This window comes from Agrobacterium sp. K11, from assembly GCF_059429395.1.
Genome location: NZ_JCAHRB010000009.1, coordinates 68,639 through 90,725, shown reverse-complemented (window position 1 = coordinate 90,725; position 22,087 = coordinate 68,639). Strand labels below are relative to the sequence as shown.

Below are 22,087 nucleotides of genomic sequence, written 5' to 3'. Positions count from 1 at the left end.
ATAACGCAGCAGGCAAAAATGATTTGGGGAACGAGATGGAGTTTTATTTTCCCGCCGAATTCGGCGAGCAGCTGGCCTTCGGCGCTGCGGTGGTGTCGGTCGTGATCGGCCTCTTTTTCATGTTTGCACCAGGCGCTACTCTGCGTGCCTTCGGTCTGCAGGCGATCGGCGAGCGCCGGGATGGTTACGCGCTTGTGCGCTCGTCGCTTGCCGGTTTTTATCTCGGCCTCGGTGCTTCCGCCCTGCTTCTGGCGCAGCCCATGGTCTATCTCGCCTTCGGTGCGGCTTTCGGTCTAAGCGTGTTCGGCGGCATTCTCTCCATTCTCTCGGATGGAGGCGCAACAGTGCGGAATTTCATACTTCTGGTTGTACACCTTCTGTTGTCTGCACTGTCGTTGAGCTACGTGTTCGGACTGGTCTGAGACGGGCTTTTTGGCTTTTGTGCCGCACCTGCGGCGCATCCTGGGCGGAATCGGAAAATTTAAACGCATTCCCCCTTGCCCAAACGGCGCTTTCCGCTATTACGCGTGTTGCGAGTCCCGGCGTCCTATGCTAGACGGACCGCGAAATTGGGAAAAGGCAGGGGGGAATTCCGGTCTTTTTCGGGGAAATTGAAACGATTTCAAGAATTTGATGCGGAGGATCCCCCTCGCTGATGTTCTTGGACGATTAGCAGGGAAAAAGTGCCCGTGGCAGATACCTCCCATGGAACATCCGGTGTAGCCGAAAGGTATGCATCGTCGCTTTTCGAGCTTGCTTTGGAAGCGGGTGCGGTCGAGGCAGTTGGAGCCGATCTGGACAGGTTCGGCGCACTTCTCGATGGAAGTGACGATTTGAAGCGTCTGGTTGCGAGCCCGGTGTTTTCCGCCGAGGATCAGTTCAAGGCAATCACCGCAATCTGCGAGAAGGCCGGTCTTGCCGGTCTTGCTGTCAATTTCCTCAAGGTCGTTGCGAATAACCGCCGTCTGTTTGCCGTTCCCGGCATGATCCGCGCCTATCGCTCCATTGCTGCTGCCCATCGCGGCGAAATTACCGCCGAGGTCACCTCGGCACATGCGCTCGACGAAGCGCAAGAAACTGAACTGAAGGCGGCGCTGAAGAGCGTTACCGGCAAGGATGTGACGGTTTCCGTTACCGTTGATCCTTCGATCCTCGGTGGCCTGATCGTCAAGGTTGGTTCTCGCCAGATCGATACGTCTCTTCGCACCAAACTTTCCACCCTTAAGCTTGCACTGAAAGAGGTTGGCTGATGGATATCCGCGCCGCGGAAATTTCCGCAATTCTGAAAGATCAAATCAAAAATTTCGGCAACGAGGCGGAAGTCTCGGAAGTCGGTCAGGTGCTTTCCGTCGGTGACGGTATCGCCCGCGTCTATGGTCTCGACAATGTTCAGGCCGGCGAAATGGTCGAGTTTCCTGGCGGCGTTCGCGGCATGGCGCTCAACCTCGAAGCCGACAACGTCGGTGTGGTTATCTTCGGTTCCGACCGTGCCATCAAGGAAGGCGACACCGTAAAGCGGACTGGCGCTATCGTTGACGTTCCGGTTGGCCCGGAGTTGCTCGGCCGCGTCGTTGACGCCCTTGGCAACCCGATCGACGGCAAAGGCCCGATCAACGCCGCCAAGCGTTCGCGCGTTGACGTCAAGGCTCCCGGCATCATTCCGCGTAAGTCGGTTCATGAGCCGATGTCGACCGGCCTCAAGGCTATCGACGCCCTCATCCCGGTTGGCCGCGGCCAGCGCGAGCTCGTCATCGGCGACCGCCAGACCGGCAAGACCGCGATCATTCTCGACGCGATCCTGAACCAGAAGGCCATTCACGACAATGGTCCGGAAGGCGACAAGCTTTATTGCGTCTACGTTGCTATCGGCCAGAAGCGTTCGACCGTTGCCCAGTTCGTAAAGGTTCTGGAAGAGCGCGGCGCCCTGCAGTATTCGATCATCATTGCTGCCACGGCTTCCGACCCGGCTCCGATGCAGTATCTGGCACCGTTTGCCGGTTGCGCCATGGGCGAATACTTCCGTGATAACGGCAAGCACGCCCTCATCGGTTATGACGACCTTTCCAAGCAGGCCGTTGCTTACCGTCAGATGTCGCTTCTGCTGCGCCGTCCTCCGGGCCGCGAAGCTTATCCGGGCGACGTCTTCTACCTTCACTCCCGTCTTCTGGAGCGCGCTGCAAAGCTCTCCGACGAAATGGGTGCTGGCTCGCTGACGGCTCTGCCTGTCATCGAAACCCAGGGCAACGACGTTTCGGCCTTCATTCCGACCAACGTGATCTCGATCACCGACGGCCAGATCTTCCTTGAAACCGACCTGTTCTACCAGGGTATCCGTCCGGCCGTTAACGTCGGTCTGTCGGTTTCGCGCGTTGGCTCTGCCGCCCAGATCAAGGCGATGAAGCAGGTCGCCGGTTCGATCAAGGGTGAACTTGCCCAGTATCGCGAAATGGCCGCCTTCGCCCAGTTCGGCTCGGACCTTGACGCTTCCACACAGCGCCTGCTTAACCGCGGTGCCCGCCTGACCGAGCTTCTGAAGCAGCCGCAGTTCTCTCCGCTCAAGACGGAAGAGCAGGTCGCGGTGATCTTCGCCGGTGTCAACGGTTATCTCGACAAGATCCCGGTCGCGCAGGTCGGCAAGTTCGAGCAGGGTCTGCTCTCCTACCTCCGCTCGGAAGGCAAGGCGATCCTCGACACCATCCGCACGGAAAAGGCAATCAGCGACGATACCAAGAGCAAGCTCAAGGGCGCTCTTGATAGCTTCGCGAAGTCTTTCTCGTAATTAGGGCTCTTTTACTCGGACGGATAACGGATGCCTTCACTAAAGGATCTGAAAAACCGCATTGCCTCCGTAAAGGCGACGCAGAAGATTACCAAGGCGATGAAAATGGTCGCCGCGGCGAAGCTTCGGCGCGCCCAGGAAGCTGCGGAGGCCGCCCGGCCTTATTCTCAGCGCATGGGCGCCGTTCTTGCCAACATCGCCAAGGCGGTCGAGGCGGACGTCGCTCCGGCGCTGATGACCGGCACCGGCAAGGACAACGTGCATCTGCTCGTTGTCTGCACCGCTGAACGTGGTCTTTGCGGCGGTTTCAACTCGCAGATTTCCCGTTTTGCCCGCGATCAAGCCCGCAAGCTGATTTCCGAAGGCAAAACGGTCAAGATCATCACGGTCGGCAAGAAGGGTTACGACAGCCTTCGTCGCGAATTCGCAGCTAATATCATCGAGCGCATCGAACTGCGCGAAGTGAAGAAGGTCGGTTTCGAAAACGCCGACCAGATCGCCAAGAAGGTGATCTCCCTGTTCAATGCGGGTGAATTTGACGTCTGCACGCTGATCTACTCGGAATTCAAGTCCGTCATCAGCCAGATCCCGACCGGTCTGCAGCTTATTCCTGCCGCAGTCCCTGTTGTGGAAGAGGTTGAGGCAACGCAGAGCGCCGTCTACGAATATGAGCCTGATGCGGCTTCTATTCTGGAAGACCTTATTCCGCGCAACATTTCGGTTCAGGTTTTCCGGGCTCTGCTCGAAAACGTTGCCGGTGAAATGGGCGCCAAGATGAGCGCGATGGACAACGCAACGCGCAATGCCGGTGATATGATCAACAAGCTAACGCTTTCCTACAACCGTCAGCGTCAGGCTCAGATCACCAAGGAACTCATTGAAATCATTTCGGGCGCGGAAGCGCTCTGAGGTAAGGAAAGAGGGTAAGGATAATGGCTAAGGCAGCTACCCCCAAGAAAACCGCAGCGGTGAACGGCGCGGGCAAGGTTACCCAGGTTATCGGCGCTGTTGTCGACGTGGCGTTCGAAGGCGAACTGCCTCCGATCCTCAACGCGCTCGAAACCGATAACAACGGCAACCGCCTCGTTCTGGAAGTCGCTCAGCATCTCGGCGAAAACGTCGTACGCACGATCGCCATGGACTCGACCGAAGGTCTCGTCCGCGGTCAGGTCGTCGCTGATACGGGCGCCCCGATCGAGGTTCCGGTCGGTCTGGAAACGCTCGGCCGCATCATGAACGTCATCGGTGAGCCGGTTGACGAAGCAGGTCCGATCGTAACGGCCAAGAAGCGCGCCATCCACCAGGACGCACCGTCTTACGTCGAGCAGTCGACTGAAGGCCAGATCCTTGTTACCGGCATCAAGGTCGTTGACCTTCTGGCTCCTTACGCCAAGGGCGGCAAGATCGGCCTGTTCGGCGGCGCTGGCGTTGGCAAGACGGTTCTCATCATGGAACTGATCAACAACGTCGCCAAGGCGCACGGTGGTTACTCGGTATTCGCCGGCGTGGGTGAGCGTACCCGCGAAGGTAACGACCTCTATCACGAAATGATCGAGTCGAACGTCAACAAGCTTGGCGGCGGCGAAGGTTCCAAGGCAGCTCTCGTTTACGGCCAGATGAACGAACCGCCGGGCGCCCGCGCTCGCGTCGCTCTGACCGGTCTGACGATCGCTGAAAACTTCCGCGACGAAGGCCAGGACGTTCTGTTCTTCGTGGACAACATCTTCCGCTTCACGCAGGCTGGTTCGGAAGTTTCGGCTCTTCTCGGCCGTATTCCTTCGGCTGTGGGCTATCAGCCAACGCTCGCAACCGACATGGGCCAGATGCAGGAACGCATCACCACCACGAACAAGGGTTCGATCACCTCTGTTCAGGCGATTTACGTTCCCGCCGACGACTTGACCGACCCTGCGCCGGCCACTTCGTTCGCGCACCTTGACGCAACGACGGTTCTGTCGCGTTCGATCGCAGAAAAGGGTATTTACCCGGCTGTTGACCCGCTCGACTCCACCTCGCGCATGCTCGACCCGATGATCGTCGGTGAAGAACACTACGAGGTTGCCCGTAAGGTTCAGTCGACCCTGCAGCGCTACAAGTCCCTTCAGGACATCATCGCCATCCTCGGCATGGACGAACTGTCGGAAGAAGACAAGCTGACGGTTGCCCGCGCCCGTAAGATCGAGCGCTTCCTGTCGCAGCCGTTCTTCGTTGCCGAAGTCTTCACCGGTTCTCCGGGCAAGCTCGTCGCACTCGAAGACACGATCAAGGGCTTCAAGGGCCTGGTCAACGGCGAATACGACAGCCTGCCGGAAGCAGCTTTCTACATGGTCGGTTCGATGGAAGAAGCCATCGAAAAGGCAAAGAAGCTGACTGCTGAAGCTGCCTGATTATGAATTGGCGGGCGCGCGGTTCGACCACGCGCCTTGCCGACGATGACGGTGAAACCGGAACGGCTTTGCCGGCGTTTTAATAAAAGTCCGTGACGCCCGCGTAATTGAAAAGAAGTGAATAGCCATGGCTGACAGTTTCAAATTCGATCTCGTTTCCCCGGAACGTCTGCTCGTTTCCGAAACGGTTACGGAAGTCGTCATTCCGGCTACGCTGGGTGAGATGACGGTTCTGGCCAATCACGCGCCCACCATGACGACGATCAAGCCGGGCTTGGTGACGGTGAAATTCGCCTCTGGCGAAACCCATAAATACGTCGTTTTCGGTGGTTTTGCCGATATTCTTCCAACAGGTTGCACGCTTCTCGCCGAATCCGCTGTTTCGGCTGACGATATGTCCCCTGACACGCTGCAGAAGCGCATCGATTTGGCCAAGGCCGAAATCCAGGAAGGCAATCATCACCACGAGCATCTGACCAAGCTTGAAAAGCATCTCTACGAACTGACGAACCTGCATGAGGTTCTCGTCGCCGCTTGAAAGCACCGGGCGGGTTCGAAAGAATGACTGTCCACACAATATCCAAAACAAAAAAGCGGCCGTTTCGGTCGCTTTTTTGTTTTCGGCCACTGCCTGTTTTCTTAAGCAGGCAGAAAATATGAGTTCTCGTTCCAGGAAAAGCGTTTCGGTCCGCTCATTACGTTTGCGGAAATCGATTCCGATTTTCAGGGCGATAGGCTAGACATGAGGGTGAAAAGTAACATCGCTGTTGTCGATCGAGAGCAGACGAGAAGTCATGTTTCTTGTCATGGAGGGATGATCGCCGTGTCGATAGAAGCCAGTTATCGAAGGGTCGCAAGATCCGCGCTGCGACAGGGCGTCCTTAGCACGGGTGAGCGCGCCGTGCCGGAGGAGGTGCCGGTTGCCTTTTCTTACGGCGGCAGCACCCATGCCGTGATGATGGCTAGTCCCGCTGATCTTGTCGATTTCGCCGTCGGCTTCAGCCTGACAGAGGGCATCATTTCGGCACGCACCGAAATCCGGGCGATAGAGGTCATTGAAGCCGGGCAGGGCTATGATGTCCAGGTGGATCTGATGGACGCCGAGGCCGATGCCCTGCGGGCGAGACGGCGGCATATGGCAGGTCCGGTTGGTTGCGGTCTGTGCGGGATCGAATCCATAGAACAGGCGGTTCGCGTGGTCCCCGATCTCAGCGGCGTGAGAATGTCGATCCACGGTGATGACATCGTTGCTGCGGTGAAAGCACTGAGCGACGCACAAAGCCTCAACCGCGAAACGAGAGCCGTTCACGGTGCGGGTTTTTATAGTCCTCAAGATGGTTTGCTTGCGGTGCGCGAAGATGTCGGTCGCCACAATGCGCTCGACAAGTTGGCCGGTGCTGTCGTGAATGCCGGTATTTCCGCCAAGACAGGCATTGTTGCCGTCACCAGTCGCCTGTCGGTGGAGATGGTTCAGAAGACAGCGATCCTTGGTAGTCCGGTTATGGCAGCAATTTCGGCTCCTACCGCGCTTGCCATCGAAACTGCCGAGAGTGCGGGCATCACGCTTGTTGCGCTGGTGCGGGGTGAAGACTTCGAAATCTTCACCCGTGCGGACCGTGTTATTTTATAATGCCAGTTGCCGGTCGGCATTGGCATCCGGGGTTCGAAGCATACTAAAACTCCGCCCATTCGGGCGCAGCATTTCCGTGAGACCTTGCCGTTGCGTATCGCGGCTGTGGTGCTGTCAGCCTCGTTATTGCAGCGGGTCTTTTATTGATCTGCTGGGCGGATGATATCTGTCCTTCGCGCGATATTCTAAACTGCCGCAACAATTCGTGCAGGTTGTCCGCTTCATTGGCGAGGCCGTGGCTGGCGGCAGTGGTTTCTTCCACCATGGCGGCGTTCTTCTGAGTCGCCTGATCCATAACGTTGACGGCTTGGTTGATTTCTCTCAGACCGTTGGCCTGTTCGCGCGAGGCCTCGACGATGGCCGAGACGTTGGCATCGATTTCGCCCATTTGCGATTGAATATCCCGCAGCGCACCGCCGGTTCTGCCAACCAGATCGACGCCATTGGCGACCTGTTCGCGGGAGGTGTTGATGAGGGACTTGATTTCCTTGGCAGCAACGGCGGATCGTTGCGCGAGTTCCCGCACCTCTTGGGCGACCACAGCGAAACCCTTGCCCGCTTCACCGGCACGGGCAGCTTCCACGCCGGCATTCAGCGCCAGAAGATTGGTCTGGAATGCGATGTCGTCAATGACGCCGATGATGTTGGTGATTTCACCGGAGGAGCGCGAAATCGCGTCCATAGCGGAAATTGCCTGCTGAACGACTTCACCGGAATGTTCGGCATGTTCTCTCGTGCGCAACACCAGTTTCCCGGCCTCGCCGGCGCGCTGGCTCGCATCGGTCACGGTGGTGGTGATTTGCTCCAGCGCCGCTGCTGTTTCTTCCAGCGAGGCCGCCTGCTGTTCGGTTCGCTGCGAGAGCTGATCGGCGGCTATGCGGATTTCACCCGAGCCGGATGCGATTGTCGAGGCATTGTGAGCGATCGTCTGCATGGTGGACTGAAGTTTGCCGACCACGCCGTTGAAGTCCTGGCGCAATTTCTCCATGCTGGGCACGAAGCTGCTATCGAGGCGCTGCACCAGGTCACCCTCGGCCAGTGCCTGCAAGGCATCGGCGAGAAGGGTGATGGCGCTCATACGCGGCGTCACGTCGGTTGCGAATTTCACAACCTTCACCACCTTGCCTGTCTCATCCAATACCGGGTTGTAAGCGGCCTGGATCCATATCTCCTTGCCGTTCTTTCCATAACGAACAAATTCGTCTGAGATGAATTCTCCGGATGCCAGCCGCGGCCAGAAATTGGCATAGGCTGGCGATGCTGCATAGGCCGGATCGCAGAACATACGGTGGTGCCGGCCTTCGATTTCCTTGAGGTCGTAGTTGACAGTGGCGCAGAAATTCGGATTGGCGGTAATGATCGTACCATCCGGCAAAAATTCGATGGTGGCCTGGGAGCGTGAAAGCGCTTCGAGTTTGCCAGCATCTTCTACAGCCTTGATCTTCTTGGCTGTGATGTCGGTCGCTATCTTGACAACCTTATAGGGTTTGCCTGACCTGAAGACGGGGTTGTAGGAGGCCTCGATCCATATGGTCGATCCATCCTTGCGTATGCGGCGATATTCCTTGCCCTGAAATTCGCCGCGCGCAAGAGATTCCCAGAATTCCTGGTATGCGTGCGATGCGACAAATTCCCGGTCGCAGAAGATACGATGATGCTTGCCGACGATCTCTGCGAGATCATAGCCCAGCGTCACACAGAAATTGCTGTTTGCCGTAAGAATATTGCCTTTAAGATCGAATTCTATGACTGCCTGCGATCTGGATATCGCATCGAGCATATTTCGATTGTCTGCGCTTTTCCCTAACCCCAGCATTAACGTCCCCCAAATAGCGGCCTCGGCGCGCGCTGCCGCACAGGAGGTGTGGTCGGCGCCGTATCATGTTGAACAACGAACAGGTTCTGCCGCCAAAGGCAGCAATGCAGGCACTTGCGACTTGTCAGCCTCGGTCAGGTATCGGAACCCGCGTGATGTGATGTAGGCGCGATACTGTTCGTCGGCTTTTAATATTAGATATCTATAATATTAAAATGTTCTTATTTAATAAAAGAGACGGTCATGAAAACAAAAACCGCCGGGCAGGTGCTCCGGCGGTTTGGTTCAATGGTCAATAGTCTCGTATTTGAGCCTTTGTTCTTAGGTTGCCTAAGAACGCGAACCGGCCGTCATGCAAAGGAATTGCAACGATCAGGCGGCGAGATCTTCCGCTTCGGTTCCCTTGAACATCTTTGCAAGGTTCAGGAAGCAGATCATGCCATGTTCGTTGGCAATGATGCCTTCGGAGTAGGACTTGTCGAAAGAGGCCGAGATTTCCGGAACCGGCTGGACCTGATTTGCCGGGATCGTCAGAATGTCCGAAACGCGATCGACGAGCATGCCGATGACCATGTTGTGCACTTCGGCCACCACGATGGCGCTTCTTTCATTTGCGACGGTGCTTTTCATTCCGAGTTTGTGTGCGAGATCGATGATCGGAATAACCGAACCGCGCAGGTTCATGACGCCGATGACGTCTTTCGGCGCGTGGGGAATGGGCGTTGAAGGCGCCCAGCCGCGAATTTCGCGGATAGTCGTCGTCTTCACGCAGAATTCCTGATCATGCAGGCGGAATGCGATGATTTCGAGCGTCTCGCCGCCAAAGTTGGTAGAGTTTATCATTGCCATCAGAATTCTTCCCAATGCTCGCTGTGGAGGCCAGCGCAAGTGCACCGACACTTGCATATGCGAATTTGGCGTTCTGCCTGGTGCCTGAACAGCCGGAAACAATATTTTCCGCCTTCAATGGAAGATTCGTAGCATGAGATGGTTTCGCAAACCTAAATGCGAAGACTTCAATATTCTTTCTCGTAAAATATACCGGCTGCACCTTCGCCATTACCGCCCGCTTCACCGCGCAGCTTCACGCCGCGCCCGACATCGAGGTTGATGATGGCCTTTGCGCCGGAATCGCCGCTTTGCTGCAGTTCGAGATAGGTTCGCTCGTTGAGATATTTGCCGGCGGAAACGCGGGCCTGGCCTTCCGAATCCGTCGAGATGTCGAGATCGTCGACACCGAGATTGCTTCGGAGCTTGTCGAACAACGAGGTGGAGCGCCCACCGGCAAGCTGGGCTGCCGCATCCGCCAGCCGCGCGATCTGCAAGGCCGAGAGCTTGGACATGGATTGGCCGAAGATCAGCTGTGCCATAACCTCATCCTGCGGCAAAGCCGGGGTTGAGGAGAAGGCGAATGTCGGGTCGTTGGCATTGCCGGAAACCGCAACGGTGATGGTGGCGGAACCAGCGGTGGACTGCGCCTCCATATCCAGAACCGGCACGAGGCCGCCGCCGAAGGTTATCTTGCCCGTATTGAAATCGAGACGGCGGGTGAGAATTTCGAGCCGTCCACGGCGCATTTCAAAACCGCCGGAGATGACGGGAACAGCTGCCGTACCGCGAATGGTCAGATTGCCGGTCAGTTCTGCGTTGATGCCGCGTCCGCGCACGAAGATGCCGCTCGGTGCGTTTATCTGAAGATCGAGATTGATGGTCGATGAACTACCACTGCCGCCCTGATCGTTGCCGAGTGCCTTTACCTGCGCCCGCACCTGCGGCGGGGCGTTCTTGTGCTTGACGTCGATTTCCGTCAGCGAGGCTGGAAGTTTCTCCGGGATGGTGATGGCGCTTCTGTCCAGCGTCAGCTTGCCGCCAAGCACGGGCGAATTCAGAAGCGGACCCTTCAGTGTCAGCGTGCCGCTCACGATTGTCGTCACCAGTGTGCCATCATTGTAACCGGCGCGGTCCAACGTGATCGTGATGTCGGCTGGAAAGCCCGAACCGCCCGTTATACCGACGCTACCCGTTCCCGAGATCGTTCCACCGCCAGCAAGCTTTCCCGTCAGCCGGGATATGACGGCGCGATCACGATCGAAGGTGACCGTTGCTGCCAGCCCGTTGACCGTGAGGTTACGGCGCACATCGGTCAGGCGCGTACCATCGGTGGTGATGCTGCCGGTAACGACAGGCGCGGAAGCGCTGCCGGAAATCTTCACATCGATGGCGGCGGTGCCGTCCACATCGAGGCCCTGTGCTGCGGTTTGTGCGGCAACGGCGGAGAAGGGCAACCTCCCGGAAAAGGCCATGGAAAGCGGACGGTTACCGGCAATGCCGAGGGAGCCGCCGCCCGAAAGCGACATGCCGCCCTGACCGGTTACATTCGTATCGATCTGCAGGGTGCCGCCGGCGAAACGGCCGTTTGCCTTGATGCCGAGCGCTGCAAGCCCTGCCGCACGCGTCTGGGCAACCTCGGCATTCGTCCAGTTCAGATTATAATCGACCGCCGGGTCTGAAGCCGTGCCCTTGGCGCTGACCGTTCCGGATATACTCCCCGCCGCATCCAGCCCGGTGGCGAAGGCATTTGCGAGGTTCGCGGGAAGCGAGCGGATATTGGCGTTGATGTCGAGTGTCGAACCCGCCGTGCCGTTTACCTCGACGCGCCCGTCGCCGGTGATGATAGTCAGACCGGAGATGCGGGCCGTGCCGTTCTCGATCGCAATTGTACTCGGCTTTTCAAGCCGTACGGCAATGCCCTTGGGGGCGGCCGAGAAGGCATCGAGCCGCACGGTCATCGGCGATCCTGCGGTATTGGCACTGCCCTTTACCACGAGCGGCGCATTGTCGTAGCGTCCGTTGACATCGAAGTTGGTGGTCGTGCCGGAATGGCCAATGGTCGCATTCAGCGCCGAAATCGCCGCGGTGCCAGCATTGACGCTGTCGGCGCTGACCTTGCCGTTGATGGCGAGCGCCCGAAGGTCGTCAATGGAGATATCGGCAGCGAGCTTCGAAATAACCGTTGTGCCCTGGCGGATACTGCCGCCATTCGCCTTTATCGTCGCGGCAATCCGGCCGTTATCGTTACTGAGTACGATGTCGCCGGCAATATCGCCATCTGCCTGTTGCGCGGCAAGTGCCGCCAGCAGGGCCAAGTCCGGGAAATTGAACGACAGATTGCCAGATGGCAGGAACTGTTGCGAGAATTGCAGCTTGCCGTTCAAGATGTTGCGACCCACTGCCACATGAAGCTCGGGTATTGCCGTGCCGTTTTCTGTCTGCACCACATTGGCGTTGGCGTCGATCTTCTGCCGGTCGAGGCTGCCGCTGGCGGTCAGTTTTGCCTGCGGTGCGGCCGGATCGGCCTTGCCTGCGGCATTGACCTTCAGGGCTTCAAGCTTCCGTCCGGCAAGAGTGGCACTTTCGGAGCTTAAGGTGACATTGAAGTCGGGCGCGGCAAGCGCGCCGCTGGCTTCAATTGCAAAATCGGCAACGCCCTTTGCCTGTGGCGTCAGTTTTTCGAGAGCGGGAAACTTGCCCGTCAGATTGGCGCTCAACGCGTCGTCTTCGAGACTGACATCACCTGTCGCTTCAATTGTTCCGGATTTGACCACGAGGTTCTGAACGCTTGTGCGCCCGCCAATGATCAGGTCGATATCGCCCTGCAAAGCTATGGTGGTATCGAATTTTTCCGCCAGCGCTGGCGGCAGGGTGGCGGGCAACGCGAAGAGCTGCACGCTGGATGTCAGGCGATTGTTCGCGAGGTCGAAACTGCCGTTCAGCGTTCCGCCGACGCTGGCGCTCTCCAGCGTCGCGCCGTCAAAGCCGATCGTCGAGGAGGTGAGGCTGACCGGCGCCTTGATGGTGACCGGCGCACGCACCAGCCGGTCGATATCCGGGCTGACGAAGGACGATTGTGCCACGGAGAGAATGGTGTCGATGGTGCCGCTGCGATCGGCAATGTTGAGATTGCCGCTCCTGGCCGTCAGCTTGACATCATCAAGCCTACCCTGTGGCAGGGAAAGGCTGCGCAACGATGCCGTGGTGTTGAGATGAGCGGAATCAGCGTTGCCTTTCAGGGAAAGATCAATGCCATTGATGAGGGCCTGGATCTCGCCATTGTTCAGCGGCCAGCGGAAATCCACTGGCCCGGCGGTGCCGATGAGGTTGGCACTAAGATCGTTCTGGCCGTTCGGATCCACGGTGCCCGAGGCCGTCAGCAGCAATGTGCCGGTTTCCAGCGTGCTGCTGCCGATTTCGATGCGGCCCTGCGGTGAGAGCGTGGCGTTTGCATCAAGTTTCGTCTCGCCGGCAAAAAGCTGTCGGAAAGCGGGGGGCAGAAGCAGATCGGGCTGGCCGCCGCCTGCGACCTCGATACGCCGCGTGCCGTCTTCTCCAAGTAGATGGTGGCCGGTGACGTTGAGCACGGGGTTGCCGGCGACGTTGCCGCGCAGAGTGCCGGTCCAGTCAGAAAGCGGACCTTCACCGTTCACATCGATCGCCACGGCGGGTGTGCCCGGAAGCGAGAGCAGCGTGGCCAGAAGCCCGCCCTCGGGCTCCTTCATTTCCGCTTTCAACTTCAAGACATTTTCATTCGGCAGAAACGCGATGTCCGCATTGATGGCAGCTTCCGGCGTGCTCTGCCGGTGGGCGGTGAGCGATAGCCTGATATCGTCCTGCGCGGCCTTGAGATTGCCCTCGGCGGTCAGCTCAAAGTCGCGGCCAAGAAGAGATTGTCCGAGGCTAATATCGGGGAAATTGAAACTGTCGATGCCGATTTCAATCGGCAGGGACGAACTGCCGGAGCTTTTGGTCGATGTTTGCTCAGCGGGAAGCGGTTTGCGATCGACATCAATCGATCCGGCCGACACCCGGTCGGCGTGGAAGGTTCCGGCAAGAAGCGAGAGCGGCGACCAGTCAACGGCGATCTGGTTCACGCGGGCGTAAGGTCCCTGCCGATCCGAAAGGGTGACATTGTCGAGCCGCAGGCGACCGGTCAAAAGACCGCTGGGTGGAGAGATTTCGATTGTCTGGTCGGGCGTGGAAACGAGCGATGAAATCTGCTTTGCGGCAATTCTTGCACCCATCGGGGTAAGACCGACGAACAGAACCGCAAGCAACACCAGCACCACGCCGCAAAGAGCAGCGTAGCCCAGCCATTTCAGCAATCGAATCAACGTTGTCATCAAGCGTAATCTACACTCTGTTGCTAGGGTGTTCGATGGCGGCGTTTAAAAAGACTGGCCGATGCCAGCATAAATGCCGAAATTGTTGCCACCATCATATTTTTCAAGCGGCATGGCGACATCAAGACGCAAAGGCCCAAAGGGCGTTGCGTAACGCAAACCAATACCGGCGCCAGCCCGGATATCGGAGAAATCAGGGGTCACGCTGTCGGATACCACACCCGCATCGATAAAGGGCACGATTCCGATCGTATCGGTGACCTTGATACGGGCTTCGATGGAGCCAACCACGTAAGAGCGGCCGCCAGTTGCATCACCGGCTGCATTATAGGGCGATATTTCCTGGTAGCTATAGCCGCGGACGGATCCGCCGCCGCCGGCATAAAAGCGCCTTGTGGTCGGTATGTCCTGCAGATTGCTGCCGCCGACGAGCACGCCGCCGGAAAGCTTTCCGGCCATGATCAAGCGATCTTCGGCGCCGAGTCCCTTATAACCCGAAATAGAGCCTTCAAAGGAGGAAAAGAAAGTGCCGTTCAGCGCTTCGTAGCTGGGCTTGGCGGCCACCGATGCACGAAAGCCTTCAGTGGGGTTGAGCTTGTCGTCGCGCGTATCGCGAACGAATTCCAGCGGTATGGAGGTGGTCAGATATTTGTTCTTGCCGAATGCGTCTTCGGTATCTGCCCACTGCACCTCGAGACCGGCGGCTGCGGTATCGGTGTCGTTCAGCTCATAACTGAAACCGGCGGCTCCAGTTATGGTCTTGGCCTCATAGGTATCGGGATGTTCGGTCTTGGCGATCAGGCTGGTCTTGAATGTGGTGCGCGGGTTGAACATGCCGGGCTTTGTGAAGGTGATGCCCGCCGAATAGTCCATGCCTTCGACGCTCGATGCTTCGGCGATGCGTGAAACCGAACCCTCGATCCGCAGCGATTCCGCCTGCCCGAACAGGTTCCTGTGGCCCCAATACCCCTGGAGGCCAATGCCTTCCGTGGTGGAATATTGTGCGCCGACGCCGAAATAACGGTGCTTGCCCTCTGACACCTCGATGGTGAGCGGAATGGAGCCATCGCGTGACAGTGTTCCTGCTTCCTTGATTGTCAGGCTGGAAAAGACGCCGAGCTGGCGTAGCCGGTCTGCGGCCTTGCGCAGTTTTTCCGGCGAGTAGGGTTCGCCGCCATTGAGGCGCGAATAACGGCGGATGAAGTCGCCGTCGACGGTTTTTTCGCCGGTGACGGTGACCGCGCCGAGGGGTGCCACGGGGCCACCTTCGGCAGCCATGGTAATATCGACCGTGTTCGTCGCGTGGTTTGCAACGGCCTCGCGTTTCGTCAGCTTCGCAAGAGGGCGGCCTTCGGCTTTCAGATCATCGATCAGCTTGTTGCCGGCGCGGATGATTGCCAGAGATCCGGCATCGCCGCCGGTGACGAGACCGTATTCTTCAAGGTTGCGGCCCGTCACATCGCCCTCGAGTCTGATAGTGCCGAGCGTGAAGACCGGGCCGGGGGTGACGGTTATGACCACGGGCACCGGAGCGGAGTGATTGAACACCGGATTGGGCGGCAGATCGTCCACATCCTTGCCGGCGACCGTGACCTTGACGATGCCGCCATATCGGGCGTTTTCGTAAAGCGCTGCGATCAGCCTGTCCCTGTCATCACGTGCCTTGATCAGAAGGCCGAGATCGCCGGAGGCCGGTTTGTCCTTGTCGGCCAGAAGAAGCGAGCTGTTTTCCAGGCTGCCTTTGAGAGATTTGTCTGCATCGGCAGCATTCAGCGTCACGGCATATTTGACCGGATTTATAACTTCGATCTCCGGTTCTTCCGAACCCCAGAGACGCACGCCGAACAGCTTGAAAGCAAAGGCATCGCGAGTAAACGCCGGGTACAGGGCGAACGTAACGGCAACCGCAAGAGCGGTGCCAGCTTTCCGATACGCAATACCTGTCTTCGGGTTAGTCCGTGTTCTTCGCATAAGCTGCTTTATGGTTGAGCATTTATTATGGCTCTGACCCGTTTCCTGTCCGTTAACAGTGCAGTTTAATCATAAATAAACGGCGTTGAGGACCCTTCGGACTGTGTTTTGCCCGCTTTAACGCAAAAAGCCCCGGATGACCGGGGCTTCTGTGCAACGGTATCTCGTGCAGCTATTAACGGCAACGCGCCGTGTAACGCTGACCGTACTGGTCGCGATAATAGCAATAGCCCGGTTCGGATGCATTGCCGATCAACGCGCCGCCAACGCCACCGATCGCCGCGCCCACTGCCGCGCCACGAACGTTGCCCGTGATAGCGCCGCCCAGAACCGCACCGGAAACGGCACCGATCGAAGCACCCTTTTCAGTCTGCGTGCAGCTTGCAAGCGACAGGCCGACCAGCGCAAATATGATTGCCTTTTTCATGAAACTCTCTCCAACGTTACAATGAGCTCTTCGGCTCGGTAGGCGTCCCATATTTATCTGCGGCGACTGCTACCTCCGACCGCCACAGATAACTAACAATTCGATACCGTTTAGGGAAGCCTCCTCTTTCAGGCGTTCTTCCGCGCGTAAATCGATTGCGTCCCAAACAACGGCGCCGTTTGAAAAAGGTTCCAAATTTCCGGGTTTTTTGATGTGAATCAATTTTGTACTTTTCATCGGCGTCTATAAACGGTTTATTGGAATGGTTCAAAACAACGGCGAATTGACGCAGACGTGGTTAAAGCAGCTCGCAAGGGTTGACGGTCCCAGTGTCGAGGCAGAAAACGATCTGGTCAATTCTGGAGCATGGCATGGACTTCGAGGCATTTTTTACGACGGAACTGCAGAGCCTGCATTCTGAGGGACGCTATCGCGTTTTTGCGGATATCGAACGCCAGCAGGGCAGTTTTCCCCGCGCGACACGGTACAACGCCAATGGCGAGCGCAAAGACGTAACCGTCTGGTGTTCCAACGATTATCTGGGCATGGGCCAGAACCCCAAAGTCATCGAAGCCATGAAAGCCGCCATCGATCACTGTGGCGCGGGTGCGGGAGGCACCCGGAACATTTCTGGGACCAACCATCATCACGTCCTGCTGGAACAGGAACTTGCCGATCTGCACGGCAAGGAATCGGCGCTGATCTTCACGTCGGGTTACGTTTCCAACTGGGCGACACTCGGCACACTTGGCCAGAAAATTCCGGGCCTCGTCATTTTCTCCGATGCGCTCAACCATGCCTCGATGATCGAAGGCATCCGTTACGGCCGTTGCGAGCGGGTGATCTGGAAACACAATGATCTCGAAGATCTCGAGGCAAAGCTCAAGGCAGCCGATCCAAGCGCGCCGAAGCTCATCGCCTTTGAATCCGTCTATTCGATGGATGGCGATATCGCCCCGATCAAGGAAATCTGCGATCTTGCCGATCGTTATGGCGCCATGACCTATCTCGACGAAGTCCATGCCGTTGGCATGTACGGACCGCGCGGCGGCGGCATTGCCGAGCGCGAAGGCCTGATGGATCGCCTGACGATCATCGAGGGAACGCTCGGCAAGGCTTTCGGCGTGATGGGCGGTTATATTGCCGGGTCCACGGCGGTCTGTGATTTTATCCGTTCTTTTGCCTCCGGTTTCATCTTCACGACGGCCCTGCCGCCGTCGCTCGCTGCCGGCGCAATCGCCTCGATCCAGCATCTGAAGGCAAGCCCCTTTGAGCGCGCCCGCCATCAGGACCGGGTGCGCAAGCTGCGGGGGCTTCTGGATGCACGCGGCATTCCGCATATGGACAATCCCAGCCATATCGTACCGGTCATGGTGGGCGATGCCGCCAAGTGCAAATGGATTTCGGATATCCTGCTCGACAATCACGGCGTCTATGTGCAGCCGATCAACTATCCGACCGTGCCGCGCAAGACCGAGCGTCTGCGCATCACGCCGACACCGCTGCACACCGATGCCGACATCGAACAGTTGGTCGGCGCGTTGCACCAGCTCTGGTCGCATTGTGCGCTGGCGCGTGCGGTGGCTTAACGCCGCAGTTCAAACAAGAGAAAATCGGGCCGCGTTTACGCGGCCTTTTCTTTGCTGGCGATCAGTTCCCGCGCGTGATTGCGGGCTTCCCCGTCCGCCGAAAATACGTCTTCGATGCTGTTGGCTGATCGGCCGTCATGCATGCGGTCCATGACCGTTTCGACGATTTCGGCCATATCGAGAAAACCGATGCCACCTTCAACGAAGGCGTGAAAGGCGGTTTCTTCGGCGGCATTCAGGGCCGCGCCCTGCAAGCCTCCGCGCTCCAGCGCCGTGCGCGCCAGTCGGAGCGCCGGAAACCTGGCCTCATCAGGCGCTTCGAAATCGAGCCGCGCCAGCTTGGCGAAATCCAGGCGCTCGACATTGAGATTGCCGCGCTCAGGGTAGGTGAGGGCATAGGAGATGGCGGTGCGCATATCGGGCGAGCCGAGCTGGGCGATGTAGGAGCCATCAGTATAACCCACCATCGAATGTATGATCGACTGCGGATGGACGATCACTTCGACCTGCTCGGGCCTGAGATCGAAGAGATATTTCGCCTCGATCATTTCCAGGCCCTTATTGAACATGGAGGCGCTGCCGATCGATACCTTCAACCCCATAGACCAGTTGGGATGGGCACGGGCGATATCTGCCGTGACATTGGCCATCTGCTCACGCGACCAGGTGCGAAAGGGTCCGCCGGATGCGGTGAGTACGATGCGCTCCACGGCCTGTTTGTGATCGCCCGTCAGGCACTGGAATATCGCACTATGTTCGCTATCGACCGGGATCAACCTGCCGCCGCCCTGTTTGACCGTGCGCAGGAAAACATCGCCTGCGGAAACGAGGCATTCCTTGTTGGCAAGCGCTATGTCTGCGCCGCGCCGTGCGGCTGTCAATGTCGGGGCAAGACCAGGTGTTCCGGCAATCGCTGCCATTACCCAGCCGGCCTCCATCGAGGCCGCTTCTTCGAGGCCGGATTTGCCCGCCGCAACCTCAATGCCGGTGCCGGCAAGGGCCGCTTTCAGCGCTTCGTATTTGCCATCCTCGGCGGTTACCGCAAGCTGCGCGCCGAATTCACGCGCCTGTTGCGCCAGAAGATCGATGTTTCCGGCGCCGGTGAGCGCCAAAACCTCGAATTGTCTGCGACCACCCAGCTGACGGACGACATCCAGTGTGTTCGTACCGATCGAACCCGTCGAACCCAATATCGTCAGCCTGCGTGGCATTTCACTGGTATCTGTCATCTTCCGTCCGTCGGTCGTTTCCGGTTGCCCGAAACCGATGCATAGTTTCTGGCGACATGCACTAGCCTCTACTCGTGAAAACCCGTCATAACAAGGACACAGCCGGGCTATTGTTTTTGCGGATGGCAAAGCCATATGCAAGAAAAACGATGAGAGAATATTGATGCGACGTTTTCTGGTTTCCAGCGGTTGGATTTTTGCGGCAAGCCTTGTGCTGGTTCTGGTCTTTATTCCTTTCGACCCACGCCTTTCGGAACATGCTCAAGCCCTGCCGGGAAGGATAGTTTCCTTCAATCGCTCCATTACCGATTTCGGTACGTTCAGCTGGATGCTTTATTCCACCGGCGCTCTTGCCATCCTCGCCTATGTCGGCGCGCGTGTCCTGCAGGCGCGGACCTATGCCGGCCGGCTGAGGACGGCATGGCGGCTTCTCGCTTACTTCTTCCTGACGATCGGAACGGCGAGCATATTGGTCCACACGCTGAAATTCCTGATCGGGCGGGCGCGGCCGGAGCTTTTTCTGGAAATGGGTGCCTATAGCCTCACGCCTTTTACCGGTGACAATCTTTATGAGAGCTTCCCGTCAGGCCATTCGACGGCTGCCGGAGCGTTTTTCGGCGTTTTCGCCATGCTGATGCCGCGCTTCCGCTGGGCGTTCCTGCTGCTTGCCCTTGTCATTGGTGTTTCGCGCGTCATCGTCGGCGCGCATTATCCAAGCGATGTGGCCGCCGGGCTGTTGCTTGGCATGTGGACGGCCATGGCCTTCGCCTTTATCTTTGCCCGGTCCGAAATGCTTTTCCGTTTCGATGCACATGGTTGGCCACAGCCGAAAAATGCAAACCTGCCGGCGGCGGATGCACGATAGAGACGTTTAACGGACAGGGGGCGGTGATGGAAGAAGCGAAAGTCGTGCCGGAGAATGACGGCAGGGCCGTTCAGCACATCCGCACGTCCGTTGTCGTGGCCGGTGGCGGGCCGGCCGGCCTGATGCTCGGCCTTTTGCTTGCCCGCAGCGGTATAGACGTAACGGTTGTCGAGAAACATGGGGATTTTCTGCGCGATTTTCGCGGCGACACCATTCACCCCTCCACGCTTGAACTGATGGAGCAGCTGGGTTTTGCCGAGGAGTTCCTGAGCCTCCCGCATACGCGTGCGCCACGGCTGAACGCAGTCATCGGCGGCGAGCGTATCACGATCGCGGATTTTTCGCGGCTGCCGGTCCATCATCGTTTCATTGCCTTCATGCCGCAATGGGATTTTCTCAATTTCATCGTCGGCAAGGCCGGGCAATATGAGAATTTCCGGCTGCTGATGAATGCGCCGGTAACCGGCCTGATCGAGCGCGACGGGCGTGTTGGTGGCCTCATGGTCAATACGCCGGAAGGCGCAATCGAGATCGCCGCTGATCTGGTGGTGGGCGCGGATGGCCGCAACTCCATCGTCCGCGAGGCGGCGAGGCTTGAAGTACAGCGCTTCGGCATCCCGACCGAGGTGCTTTGGATGCGCCTTTCGAGACAGCCGGGTGATCCGGCCGACACCATGGGCCATGCGGGTTCGCGGCAGGGTTTCGTAATGATCAACCGCGGTGACTACTGGCAATGCGGGTACGTGGTGCGCAAGGGCTTTTTCGCTGACATGAAGATTGAGGGACTTGAAGCCTTCAGGAACCGGGTTGCGGAAATCTGCCCTTTCCCGCGCGAGAGGCTTGACGAAATTACGAGCTGGGATGACGTGCATCTGCTCACCGTCCGTATCGATCGGTTGAAGCGCTGGTGGAAGCCCGGCCTGATCTGCATCGGCGATGCGGCCCATGCCATGTCGCCCGTCGGCGGTGTCGGCATCAATCTTGCCATTCAGGATGCGGTTGCTGCGGCCAATGTTCTGGTGCCGGTATTCACATCCGGCCGGACCATTGCCGATGATGACCTCGCCGCCATAGAGAAACGGCGATCCTTTCCAACCAAGGCCACGCAATTCTTGCAGCGGATGATGCGTGTCGGTCGCAAGAAAGAGCAGGCGGAAACGGCGGAAAAGCCTAAAGGCCCACCCGCCATCGTGCGGGCGATCATGCGGTTTCCACTTTTTGCTCATCTGACCGGCAGGCTGGTGGGGTTGGGCTTTCGTCGGGAAAAGATCGAGACGGTGTGACGCGGCTTAAGCCGCATTCACGATTTCCTTCGCATATTTCAGCCCGATAACGGCGGAACCGATCAGCCCCGGCTCGATCCGGCAAATGGCAGGCACGACGAGCGGCCTGTCGAAGCGCCTGAGAATGCGGCCCCTGACGGCTTCGTCCAGAGCTGTCACGAGTTCCCTTGAATTCGAAAGCCCGCCGCCGACGGGCACGATGGTTGCGCCGGTGACATTGATCACCATCGCCAGCGGCGAGGCGAGAATATCAATGAGTACATCGATGGTTCTTGCGGCTTGCGCATCGCCTGCCTGCCAGGCGGCAATAATATCCTCACTGGTCATATCCTGCCCGTGAAGATGCAGATGCAGCTTTTCCATGCCGCGCGCGCTGCCGATCGCGTCGACACAGCCGGTGAGGCCGCAACCGCATTCGAATCGCGGCAGCGATACCGGTGGATTGCCGGCCAATGTCGCGGCCACTGGCCCATGTCCCCACTCGCCAGCGAAGCCGCCGTCGCTGTTGATGAGCTTGCCGTCAATCACCAGCCCGCCGCCGACACCTGTTCCAAGGATAACGCCGAAGACGACGCGATGTCCTTGTCCGGAGCCGATTTCCGATTCGGCGATCACGAAACAATCCGCATCGTTCGAAACGATAACGGGAAGGTTCAGGGCTTTTTCCAGATCGTCTTTTAGCGTTCTGCGGTGAATGCTGGGAATATTGGCGACCGTCGCCTTTCCCGTATCAAGATCGATGACGCCTGCGATCGACAGTGATACGCAGTCGGGTGTGCCGCCGCTGTTGTCGATGACGGATTTCAGGCTGGCAGCGAAGTCTTCGAAGCTGGTTTTGGGCGTTGGTATACGCGGTACGGGGCGAATATCGTCCGGGGCATGGGCAATCGCGCCCTTGATGGTCGTTCCGCCGATATCGAAACAAACGATCATG

At 58.1% G+C, this 22,087-nt stretch carries 17 protein-coding genes; 10 read left to right on the top strand and 7 right to left on the bottom strand.

Features of this window, described 5'->3' with window-relative positions:
- Positions 1-35: 35 nt before the first annotated feature.
- From AC5SEO_RS17040 to fdhD, 7 genes are all read left to right on the top strand, one after another.
- Complete coding sequence (locus AC5SEO_RS17040; RefSeq protein WP_003516743.1) at positions 36-422, top strand: AGROH133_08824 family phage infection protein; 387 nt, start codon at positions 36-38, stop codon at positions 420-422.
- A 261-nt stretch (positions 423-683) separates the two neighbouring features.
- On the top strand, positions 684-1,250 hold the full coding sequence (locus AC5SEO_RS17035) for a F0F1 ATP synthase subunit delta (RefSeq protein WP_173739219.1): 567 nt from the start codon (positions 684-686) through the stop codon (positions 1,248-1,250).
- A complete protein-coding gene (gene atpA / locus AC5SEO_RS17030; RefSeq protein WP_003516747.1) occupies positions 1,250-2,779 on the top strand; it encodes a F0F1 ATP synthase subunit alpha in 1,530 nt (509 codons plus the stop codon). Before AC5SEO_RS17035 ends, atpA begins: the two co-directional genes overlap by 1 nt.
- 30 nt (positions 2,780-2,809) lie before the next feature.
- Complete coding sequence (locus AC5SEO_RS17025) at positions 2,810-3,688, top strand: F0F1 ATP synthase subunit gamma (protein WP_003516748.1); 879 nt, start codon at positions 2,810-2,812, stop codon at positions 3,686-3,688.
- A gap of 23 nt (positions 3,689-3,711) precedes the next feature.
- Positions 3,712-5,166, top strand: a complete 1,455-nt coding sequence (gene atpD / locus AC5SEO_RS17020) for a F0F1 ATP synthase subunit beta (RefSeq protein ID WP_003516750.1) — start codon at positions 3,712-3,714, stop codon at positions 5,164-5,166.
- Between the two features lie 127 nt (positions 5,167-5,293).
- Positions 5,294-5,704: a F0F1 ATP synthase subunit epsilon gene (locus AC5SEO_RS17015; RefSeq protein ID WP_003516751.1), complete on the top strand. Its 411-nt coding sequence runs from the start codon at positions 5,294-5,296 to the stop codon at positions 5,702-5,704.
- Positions 5,705-5,980: 276 nt separating this feature from the next.
- Complete coding sequence (gene fdhD, locus AC5SEO_RS17010; protein WP_003516752.1) at positions 5,981-6,796, top strand: formate dehydrogenase accessory sulfurtransferase FdhD; 816 nt, start codon at positions 5,981-5,983, stop codon at positions 6,794-6,796.
- Between the two features lie 43 nt (positions 6,797-6,839).
- Here the strand turns inward: fdhD and AC5SEO_RS17005 are convergent, their stop codons facing one another.
- The 5 genes from AC5SEO_RS17005 to AC5SEO_RS16985 form a co-directional block, all read right to left on the bottom strand.
- Positions 6,840-8,612, bottom strand: a complete 1,773-nt coding sequence (locus AC5SEO_RS17005; protein ID WP_035252390.1) for a methyl-accepting chemotaxis protein — start codon at positions 8,610-8,612, stop codon at positions 6,840-6,842.
- Positions 8,613-8,984: 372 nt separating this feature from the next.
- Positions 8,985-9,461, bottom strand: a complete 477-nt coding sequence (locus tag AC5SEO_RS17000) for a chemotaxis protein CheW (RefSeq protein ID WP_003504949.1) — start codon at positions 9,459-9,461, stop codon at positions 8,985-8,987.
- Between the two features lie 167 nt (positions 9,462-9,628).
- Positions 9,629-13,789: a translocation/assembly module TamB domain-containing protein gene (locus tag AC5SEO_RS16995; protein ID WP_495363903.1), complete on the bottom strand. Its 4,161-nt coding sequence runs from the start codon at positions 13,787-13,789 to the stop codon at positions 9,629-9,631.
- Between the two features lie 45 nt (positions 13,790-13,834).
- A complete protein-coding gene (locus tag AC5SEO_RS16990; protein ID WP_112496304.1) occupies positions 13,835-15,760 on the bottom strand; it encodes an autotransporter assembly complex protein TamA in 1,926 nt (641 codons plus the stop codon).
- A 175-nt stretch (positions 15,761-15,935) separates the two neighbouring features.
- Positions 15,936-16,187, bottom strand: a complete 252-nt coding sequence (locus tag AC5SEO_RS16985) for a YMGG-like glycine zipper-containing protein (RefSeq protein ID WP_003492347.1) — start codon at positions 16,185-16,187, stop codon at positions 15,936-15,938.
- Positions 16,188-16,558: 371 nt separating this feature from the next.
- Here AC5SEO_RS16985 and hemA point away from each other — a divergent pair, with 371 nt between their 5' ends.
- On the top strand, positions 16,559-17,776 hold the full coding sequence (gene hemA / locus AC5SEO_RS16980) for a 5-aminolevulinate synthase (RefSeq protein WP_174068656.1): 1,218 nt from the start codon (positions 16,559-16,561) through the stop codon (positions 17,774-17,776).
- Between the two features lie 35 nt (positions 17,777-17,811).
- Here the strand turns inward: hemA and dxr are convergent, their stop codons facing one another.
- Entirely contained in the window at positions 17,812-19,005 is a 1,194-nt protein-coding gene (gene dxr / locus AC5SEO_RS16975) for a 1-deoxy-D-xylulose-5-phosphate reductoisomerase (protein WP_112959811.1), read from the bottom strand.
- 163 nt (positions 19,006-19,168) lie between these two features.
- Here dxr and AC5SEO_RS16970 point away from each other — a divergent pair, with 163 nt between their 5' ends.
- Together AC5SEO_RS16970 and AC5SEO_RS16965 are read left to right on the top strand one after the other, a co-directional pair.
- The gene (locus tag AC5SEO_RS16970) at positions 19,169-19,870 is read left to right on the top strand and encodes a phosphatase PAP2 family protein (RefSeq protein ID WP_025594534.1); all 702 of its coding nucleotides are present in this window, start codon (positions 19,169-19,171) and stop codon (positions 19,868-19,870) included.
- Between the two features lie 26 nt (positions 19,871-19,896).
- Positions 19,897-21,153, top strand: a complete 1,257-nt coding sequence (locus AC5SEO_RS16965; RefSeq protein ID WP_112682376.1) for an FAD-dependent oxidoreductase — start codon at positions 19,897-19,899, stop codon at positions 21,151-21,153.
- 6 nt (positions 21,154-21,159) lie between these two features.
- Here AC5SEO_RS16965 and AC5SEO_RS16960 read toward each other — a convergent pair whose 3' ends face one another.
- Entirely contained in the window at positions 21,160-22,086 is a 927-nt protein-coding gene (locus AC5SEO_RS16960) for an ROK family protein (RefSeq protein WP_080800161.1), read from the bottom strand.
- Position 22,087: the final 1 nt, after the last annotated feature.